At 68.3% G+C, this 8,453-nt stretch carries 6 protein-coding genes and 2 pseudogenes; 3 read left to right on the top strand and 5 right to left on the bottom strand.

The window, feature by feature from the left end; translation table 11 throughout:
• The first annotated feature begins 88 nt into the window (after positions 1-88).
• Positions 89-1,030 (top strand): PIN domain-containing protein, encoded by a 942-nt coding sequence (locus TR48_RS29400; protein ID WP_042372991.1) that lies wholly within the window; start codon positions 89-91, stop codon positions 1,028-1,030.
• A 160-nt stretch (positions 1,031-1,190) separates the two neighbouring features.
• On the opposite strand, the pseudogene TR48_RS46875 reads toward TR48_RS29400, so the two are convergent.
• Positions 1,191-2,254 (bottom strand): annotated as a pseudogene (locus TR48_RS46875) (IS630 family transposase).
• Between the two features lie 65 nt (positions 2,255-2,319).
• On the bottom strand, positions 2,320-3,417 hold the full coding sequence (locus tag TR48_RS29415) for a hypothetical protein (RefSeq protein WP_236652384.1): 1,098 nt from the start codon (positions 3,415-3,417) through the stop codon (positions 2,320-2,322).
• Between the two features lie 220 nt (positions 3,418-3,637).
• Here TR48_RS29415 and TR48_RS29420 point away from each other — a divergent pair, with 220 nt between their 5' ends.
• On the top strand, positions 3,638-5,299 hold the full coding sequence (locus TR48_RS29420; protein ID WP_084729869.1) for an IS4 family transposase: 1,662 nt from the start codon (positions 3,638-3,640) through the stop codon (positions 5,297-5,299).
• Positions 5,260-5,667, top strand: coding sequence for a HEAT repeat domain-containing protein (locus TR48_RS41025; protein WP_161789929.1), 408 nt, complete (start codon positions 5,260-5,262; stop codon positions 5,665-5,667). The genes TR48_RS29420 and TR48_RS41025 overlap by 40 nt, the downstream gene beginning before the upstream one ends.
• Before the next feature lie 50 nt (positions 5,668-5,717).
• Here the strand turns inward: TR48_RS41025 and TR48_RS41030 are convergent.
• From TR48_RS41030 to TR48_RS29435, 3 genes and pseudogenes are all read right to left on the bottom strand, one after another.
• Positions 5,718-6,030 (bottom strand): annotated as a pseudogene (locus TR48_RS41030) (helix-turn-helix domain-containing protein); the annotation flags it as partial.
• Between the two features lie 105 nt (positions 6,031-6,135).
• Entirely contained in the window at positions 6,136-7,188 is a 1,053-nt protein-coding gene (locus TR48_RS29430) for a hypothetical protein (protein ID WP_152628250.1), read from the bottom strand.
• A gap of 714 nt (positions 7,189-7,902) precedes the next feature.
• Positions 7,903-8,453, bottom strand: a 551-nt coding sequence (locus TR48_RS29435; protein WP_170183565.1) for a C40 family peptidase, incomplete at its 5' end; no start/stop codon positions are given.

Raw genomic sequence — 8,453 nt, forward strand, 5'->3', positions numbered from 1 at the left:
GCGTACCGGACCCTTCCCGCCCAGCCCGCGTCGACCAACGAGAGCGACACCTGATGCACCCGTCCCTTCGCCACCTTGAGGTAGCAGCGTGATCGTCCTCGACACCAACATGCTCGATGCGGCCAACTTCCCGAACGGCTCTCTACTGTTGATGCTCCGCACCCTCGCAGGCCACAAGAACCATGTGCTCGCGGTGCCGGAGATGGTCCGGATCGAGCACGTCGCCCATCATCGCCGGGACGTGGCCGAGGCGCTCAGGGCCGCCCGGCAGTCGCTCGACATGCTGGGCATCGCCTTCGGGCGCGACCTGGGCTCCCCGCTGCTCGACCTGACAGCAGATGAGGCAGCTGCCCTGCGCAGCGACGCTCTGGAGACGTTCGAGATCCTTCCCATCCCGCCTGGGGCGGCCGAGGCCGCGCTGACGCGTGAAGCCAACCGCCAGCCGCCGGCGGAACGCGTATGGCGCGACGGCACGGGGAAGCGCGTCAAGGCCCGCGGTGCCCGTGACGCGGTGATCTGGCTGACGCTCCTGGAGACGGCTAGGTCCCGGGACGAGCCGGTCTGGTTCCTCTCCGAAGACAAGGACTTCGCCGTCGGGACGGGCTGGGACCCCGATCTGTGGGCTGAAGCCGTCGCCGCGCTCGGTGAGAAGGCGTCCAACCTGAAGCTGGTGCAAGGGGGATTTGCGGGGCTTCTGGCTCAGCTCGCAGACCCGTCAGAGATGAGCGTCGCGGACCTGGAGCCGCTGCTGCGCAGCGAAGCGGTGCGCGATGCGGTCACCAACAAGATCACAGGACCCCTGGTCCTGAACCGCCTGGCCAGGTTCCTCCCTCACGGCCCGGAGACCGCCCACGCAGAAGTGACCAGGGTTGCCTTCGACAAGCGGCTTGACCGGCCGCACGCCTACAGGGTCGGGGACCAGGTGTGGGTCACCGGCCGGGCGCGATGGACCGGGCGCAAGGAGTACGCCTCGGTCCAAGGGGCAGGGGACTGGTGGACGGCCAGCGACGACGTCGATGAGAACGACTGACCGTGACGCCAGCGGCCGTCGTGACGGTCGGGCCCGGACACACGTCCTGATGCCCGTGCTCTTCGCCTTCGCCCGTCCCGGCGAGGGCATTCAGGATCTCTGCTCGTGTGCGCTGGTAGCACCCTCCGCCTGGATACTGAACTTGAAAGCGTGATGTCGGTCAGCCGTCTGTGATCAGGCCAGTGCCCGCGAGACATCCGTCGATCAACTCTGGGCGGTATTGGATGCGCTTGAGTCGGCGCTTCACGGCACGAGTGATCTCGCTGAGGTCGGCGGCGGCGAGGTTGCCGATGTCGCGCAAGACCAGTGACCAGATGCCCTCCTGCGGGTTGAGGTCCGGGGCGTAGGTCGGCAGCTGGAAGACGGTCAGCCAGTCGGCGTTCGCGTCGATGAACTCCTTCATCCCGGCGGTCAGGTGCAGTCGGACGTTGTCCCAGACCAGCACGATTGGGCCACCGAGCTGGAGTCGGGCACGGACGATCAGGTCGCGGAAGTCCCGCCAGTCGAAGCCTTTCGGCTGGCCTTTATGGCCCCGGTACTCGCGGATCGCGTAGATCAGCCGGGACCGCTCGCCCGGCTTTTAGCAGGTCATGCCCGCCATCGATACCCGGCCGGAGCCACGGCCCCGCACCCGCACGACCGGAGTCTGGCCGATCCGGCCCCAGGTCCTGGCGCGCGGCGGAGTCATCGACTGCCCGGCCTCGTCCTCGAAGACAATCCAGGCCCCGCGCTCCGCCGCAGTGCTCTTACCCGCGGCCAGGTCTCCTTCCTCCAGATCTCGACGGCGGCGTCGTCGCGCTCGATCGCCCGCCGGGCGGGCTGCTGCCACGACCAGCCGTGCCGCTTCAGTAACTGCCAGGTGCCCTCGACGGTGTAAGAGACGTGGAACAGCCGGCCGATCAGTGTCTTGATTCGCGCCAGCGTCCACCGCTGATCCGTCCAACCATGGACGAGCGGGCCTCGCTCCAACTCCCGCTCAAGTCTGGCAACCTGGGCCTCGCTGAGCCGAGAGCGGCCCGGGGACCCCTTCGACAGCAGCCCAGCCTCGCCGCACTCGCGCCAGGACCTTCGCCATCGCTCCACCGACCGCACGCTCACCCGCAGCTCGGCTGCGATCTCTGCATTCTTTTGACCGCCCTTGAAGCGTTCGACGGCCTGAAGCCGCAACCGCTCGCGGGCGGCCCTCCCGGCGTCGGTCAACCCGCCGCCCTGCGCGTATCTCACGTCCCAGGACTATCGGACCGGGTCGCTGGTGTTCGGCGAACGGGCAGGGCATCACCCAGCCGAGGTCACTTCTCGCCGGCCAACTTCCACAGATGCACAGCCGTCCGGTCCTTGGAGACCGTGTACCACGCGCCGTCCCCCGCAGAGCGGGCAGGCCCGGAGACAGGGAAGGGGTAGGAGACTTCGCCCCGCAGGGTCATCCCATGCACGTTGACCAGCCAATGGCGGGCCGTGCCATACCGGGCTTCGCACTCGGAGGTCCCGGCAACGATGGTGTCCTCGTCGATGAAGGCTGCGTCGTAGTCCCAGTACACCCTGTCCTCGCCAGTGCTCCGCGGGTGGGACGGCACCGTGCCCTGGGCGTCCAGTTCCCGCAGAAGCGCGCCGTCCTCCGTCCGGTTGAGGGAGAGCGACCACTGCCCAACATCGACGGTCAGGAGGTGCCGGCCGGACGGGCTCACCGCAAGGAGAACCAGCTCGGTCCCGATCTGCGCGGCGGTCAGCTGCTGCCCGTCCCAGCGTCCCCACAGCGCGGGTGACCCTTCCTCGCCCTCGCCGACATTCAGCCCCATCTGCGTCGCGTCGAGGTGTGGAGTGTGCTCGGAGTTGGAGGCCACGGTCACTGTGTTCACGCGCCCCAGGACTCTTCCGTCCATGGCGTCCAGGACCACCCACAACTCCTGGTCGTCCTCCGTGTCCCCATCGCCGTCCAACGGACCGCGGACGTGGGCCCAAACGAGCCTGCCGTCCGCGCTGACCGCGGCCGAGCCGCTGTCAGCGTAGAGGTGGTCCTTGTCGTGCGCGTATTCGTCGAACGACGGGTGCAAAAGGGCACAGCCGCCGTACCAGCAGCCATGCCGCACTTCCCAGCGCGTCGTGCCGGTCGCCGCCACTGAACGCACGGCGTGCACGCCGGCGAACACCGCGGCATCCCGGTCCGGCGACACTGTCACCGATCCGAAGTGGCGCGGCCAGGGCGCCGGGAAGCGGACCTCGGAGGCTCGTCCGGCGGGGCGCACGTCCATGTCGAGGGCCACCACTTCGGTGTCATCACGCTGGACGAGAAGTCGGCGGTTGGGCCCGTGCAGGACCCGCGGGGCGTCCGAGGACGCCGGGTCCATGGGAGCGACGATGGTGGCGACGAGACGAGCGGCGATGGTCACGGTTCTTCCAGCCACAGACGACGAACGATGCGAGAGCCTGACGTCCCACCCTACGGGTGAAGGGCGACGTCGCCCTGCGGACCAGGGGCCTTCGCCCAATGCCGGGTAGTTAACGGATTTCCGCTGGTGGCAAGGGGTTTCAGCGTCGGATCGTGACGCGGGCAACGGGGCCGCGTTGATCAGATAGTCCGCCAAGACTGCTGATCTTCGAGGTGCCCCGTTGCCCGTACGTCATTGTGCCGCGCCGCCTGGCCTGACGGTGCTCTCCCGCGAGTTCACCGTGGCCGCCGGCCCTTTCGCACCCGGTCATCTGGGCGAGCTGACGCAGGTCGTGCCGTTCGAACTCGTCGACGCGGTCCTGGAGGAGTCGGGCGGTGTGCAGCGCCGACTGCGGGATCTCCCCTCGCGGGTCGGGGTCTACTTCGTGCTGGCGATGTGCCTGTTCCCGGAGGTCGGTTACCAGCTGGTCTGGAACAAACTCACCGCGGCACTGGCGGGCACCGGCGTGGACGTCGCCGACCCGACCGCGAAGGCTCTGCGCGACCTGCGCCGTCGGGTCGGTGCGGCGCCGGTCCGTCGGCTGTTCGAGGTCCTGGCCGGACCACTGGCACGGCCAGCCACGGCCGGGGTGCGGTTCGGACGCTTCCGGACGGTCTCCTTCGACGGCTGCAGCTCGATCCGGCTGGCCGACACCGCCCGCAACGTGGGCGGGTTCGGCCCCGGTGGCCGGGGCGGCTGCCCGATGCTGGAGCTGATGACGCTGGTGGAGACCGGCACCAGGTCCTTGATCGGCGCGGTGTTCGGCCCCACCGACACCGGCGAGACCGCCTACGCCAGCCGGCTGCTGCACCATCTGCGTCCCGACATGCTGCTGTTGTGGGACAAGGGCTTCGACGCCAACGCCTTCCTCGCCGCGTTGACCGGCACCGGCGCGCAGTTCCTGGGGCGGATCCGAGCCAACCGCCGCACGCCGGTCCTGGCCCGGCTGGGCGACGGCTCCTACCTGTCGGTCATCGGCACAGTCCCGGTCCGCATCATCGAGGCACAGGTCACCGTGGCCCTGGACGACGGCACGTCCTTCACCGGAACCTACCGGCTCGCCACCACACTGACCTGCGCGAACCGCTACCCCGCAGCCGTGCTGGCCGAGCTTTACCACGAGCGGTGGGAACACGAGTCAACGTACTTCGCACTGCGGCACACCCTGGGACAGGGCCGCCCGCTGAGGTCCGGCGACCCGATCGGCGTCGAGCAGGAGATGTGGGCCCAGCTCACCCTCTACCAAGCGCTTCGCACCGTGATGGTCCAGGCCGCCGAGTCCAGGCCGGGCACCGATCCGGACCGCTGCGGCTTCACCATAGCCCTGCAGGCCGCCCGCGACCTCGTCGTCCAGGCCACCGGCATCGCCGTGCTCCCGAACACCGGCACCGTCGGCGTCATCGCCCAACGCGTCCTGGCCGCCCTCCTCCCACCGCGCCGGCCCCGCGTCAGCACCCGCAAGGTCCGCTCGTCGGTCTCCCGGTACGCCGAACGACAGAACGACGGCCGCCCCGACCACAGCCGCACCATCACCGACCTCACCGTCACCGTCCTCGAGCCCGGCCCCGACCAGCCGCCACTACCCACGGTCTCCCGCGACGACCGGAACGTTTCCCCTGGCCAGCGCCGCAGACACCGCATCCTCGAACTCCTGCAGGAGGACCCGACGCGCTTCTGGAGACCCGCGGAGATCGCCGCCCACTTCGGCGACGTCACCCTGCACACCATGTATCGGCAGCTGTCCCGATGGGCCGAAAGCGGGATCATCCACAAGCTCGGACCTGGCCTCTACGCAGCCACCGCATGGACATCAACACCCTTGCCACCAGCGGAAATCCGTTAACTACCCGGCATTGGGCGAAGGCCCCCGCTGCCTACACCCTGGGTGGGCGTCAGCCGCTTACCGCTCGCGCCCGGGACGCGCTCGTCCAGGCGCTGGCCCGGGACCCCGACCGGGGAGTGAGGATGGACGCGGCCCGGACCCCGGCCGAGCTCGACAGCGAGGCCGCCCAGGTGCTGGCAACGACGCTCAAGGATCCAGACCACTGGGTTCGGCGTAGGGCTCTGGTCTACCTGCTGCAGGTCAGCAACGCCGAAGCCACCTACGGGCCAGCAGCCCGCGAGCTTCTGCGGGACGAGAACCCGAACGTTCGGATGGCTGCAGCAAACCTTCTTGGCCGTGCTGGATGGACGTCCCGCAGGCGCCAGTGATCCGTGGTCGAAGGCGCGTAGCCTGGGCCGCTCGCTCGGGCCCGGCGCGGCCTGACGAGATGGCAGGAGTCATCGGGCCAGCCGTGGGCCACCGGCCCCTTGGCCAGCTCGATCTCAAGCGCGGCGAACAGTTTGTCGCTCAGCTTCGGCAGTGACACCGGTCCCGGCGGACCGCAGTCCCGCGGCACCGGCGTCCTCCCAGTCCCGGCGCCATCGTTGAACCGAGCGCACGCTGACCCGTAAGTCCTTGGCGACCTCCCCGTTGGAGGCGCCGGCGGCGAACCGCTCGGACGCCTCCAACCGGATCCGCTCGCGAAACGCCTGGCGTTCAGGCGTCAGCCCACCACCCTGCGGATACCTCATACGGACGGCATACCGCGACGATCATGCTCCGTCATCCGCTACGACATCACGCGTCGAATGCCAGTAACTCTCATACGCCCCCGCGAGAGCTCGCCCAAGGAATGCTCAGTTGCCCGTCCAGGGCGACTTGTAGGGTGCGGGAACGATCCCTGGATCGACAAGATCGATGCGCCCCACTGCGGCGGTGCACCATCCAACGGCGCCGCTGTCGTCGTGTACGGAGTCCCCGGCGCGGACGCATTCCCACCCCCCGGGGCTTCCGTTCCCACCCGTGAGATAGGTCTGTGCCACGGCCAGCGCGGAACTGCAGGGTACGGCTCCGTGTGTGACGACGACCTGGACGCGAGTCTGCGGAACAGGAATTTCGCCGCAGACTGGGGCGGGCTTCCACAGCGGCGTCGATGCGGGCATCAGGGTGCCGGGCGATTGAGGATTCTCCTGGTAGGTCGGCAGCGCACCGGGGCCGGCGACCTGGAATCCGCTCCCACCGTTGTCGAAGATCGTCTTTCCTGCCTTACCTGCGACCACCCAGTCGACCTCCACGTCAAACGCAACGTCTTTGTAACCAGAGAACAGGTTCAGGTCGAAGACTTCTGAATCCCGGGTGGTGAGCTGGAGCGGGAACAACGTCCGGGGGAGTGCGGGGGCCACAAAGGTGTTGGCGTATGGTCCGAGTTGCACTGGCACCTGGTCGAGATCCACGTCGAACAGGCGGTGAGTGGTGTTGGCACCGCAGCCGAAGGTATCCATCACCACGAGCCCGGATGTCGGCACGACGGCGTGGACGACCTTGACGTGGACTCCTGTGATGAGCGATGCCTCTTCGCTCGCGTCGGTGGCTGTGATCTCGAGAGTCATGGAGCCGTCACCTGAGATCGGAGTGCCGCCTGCGGTCAGCTGACCGTTCCTTACCTCGTGTTGGGCGACGATCTGGCTTTGGGTCTGTGGGGAGTACCAGGCTGGGGGGCAGCCTGTGAGGGCAGCCTGGACGTGAAGAGGCATGGCAGGCGTTGCTGCTGCGCCAGAGCCGACGACGTTGTTGCAGGTGGCCCCGCGCTGGCAGTTGTTGCTTGCCCCCGTCTGCGAGCACGCAGTCATTGGCAGGAGCAGGCCGATTGCCAGCGCGAGCTTGAGATAGGCGCGTGCAGTGTTGATCAAGGTAGCTCCCGGGCGCAGGACATCTAGGGGCGCGAGCCATAGTTCGTGCAACTGGCCTGATGGTCACAGGTGTTCGTCTGGCCAGCGGAGCTGGTGCCGGCCAAGAGCAAGAAGACGCCAGTGATAAGGGCCGCCAGACAGGCCCCAATGGCGGTGATCACGGCCACCTTCGTCTTTCCCTGCATACCCCCACCTTCGGCGTGGACCACGTAGGCACGAGGCTAGACCGCCCTACCCAGACAAGAAGCACGAACGCCGATGTTGATCACGGGCCTGACGAAGACCCATAAGCTTGCCCTCCTCCCTACCCCGTGGACCCTGGCGACGGCCATGTCCGCGATCGCTCTTCGCAGTTCAGGAGAGCAGCTCTGGAAGATGGCACGGTCGCTGATTCGCGGGCAGACCATGCGCCGGACCTCGACCCCACGGCGACCCGGGGTACGTCGGCGGCGACGTCCGCCACGGTCCGTCGGTGGTAAATGTGCACTCGCTCGGTCTCGGCACCGCTGGTCGGCAAGCTACCGGACCACCCGGCGTTCGGGCACGGACCCGGATCCGCTCGCCCTCGTCCGACACGCTGTCCACAACCAGTGGCGACAGCCGGAAAGCACCGTGGTGCCGAGCCGCTTGGCATCCAGAACGACACGTCGTCGCACGCTGACGCTCGCCGTCACCACCGAATCAACGACACAGCCGGATCACCGACACATCCGTTCAGGATCGCCGGGGACGCGTCGCCCCGACAAGGTCGCCGCTGATGGGTTCGAGTCTGGTGAGGGCTCCGGTGTGTGGGGCGTCGATCATGTCGGTGCGTGAGGTGGCGATGCCGACGTGGACGATGTGGGCGGTGTCGGTGCCGAAGAAGACGAGGTCTCCTGGCTGGAACTCTTCTCCGTGCGGGAGGCTGGGTCCGTGGTCGTACTGCGCTTGTGCGGTGCGTGGAAGCCGGATGCCGGCGGCGGCGTAAGCGGCCTGGGTGAGGCCGGAGCAGTCGAAGGCGTGGCCGGGGGCTTCTGCTCCCCATTTGTAGGGGACGCCGAGTTGGGAGCGGGCGAAGGCGAGCGCCCGGGCGGCCGCAGGGCCGGACGCGGCAGACGCCTGGGCCGATGCGGCGTAGCTGCGGGCGATGTCGAGCACGCGGGTGACGTAGGTGTGGTCGTGGTTGTACTGGTAGACCGCTGCGGGGATGTTCTGTGCGCCTCGGGCGCCGTTCGCGCACAGGAGGCGGGCTGCGGCCCAGATCGCGTCGGCGGGGTCCCAGGGGG

The sequence above is a fragment of the Streptacidiphilus neutrinimicus genome, from assembly GCF_000787815.1.
Classification (GTDB): Bacteria; Actinomycetota; Actinomycetes; order Streptomycetales; family Streptomycetaceae; genus Streptacidiphilus; species Streptacidiphilus neutrinimicus.

Bases quoted from the DNA above. Each gene is read 5' to 3' on its own strand.
- TR48_RS41025 (WP_161789929.1), top strand. From the start codon at position 5,260: ATGGACATCAACACCCTTGCCACCAGCGGAAATCCGTTAACTACCCGG.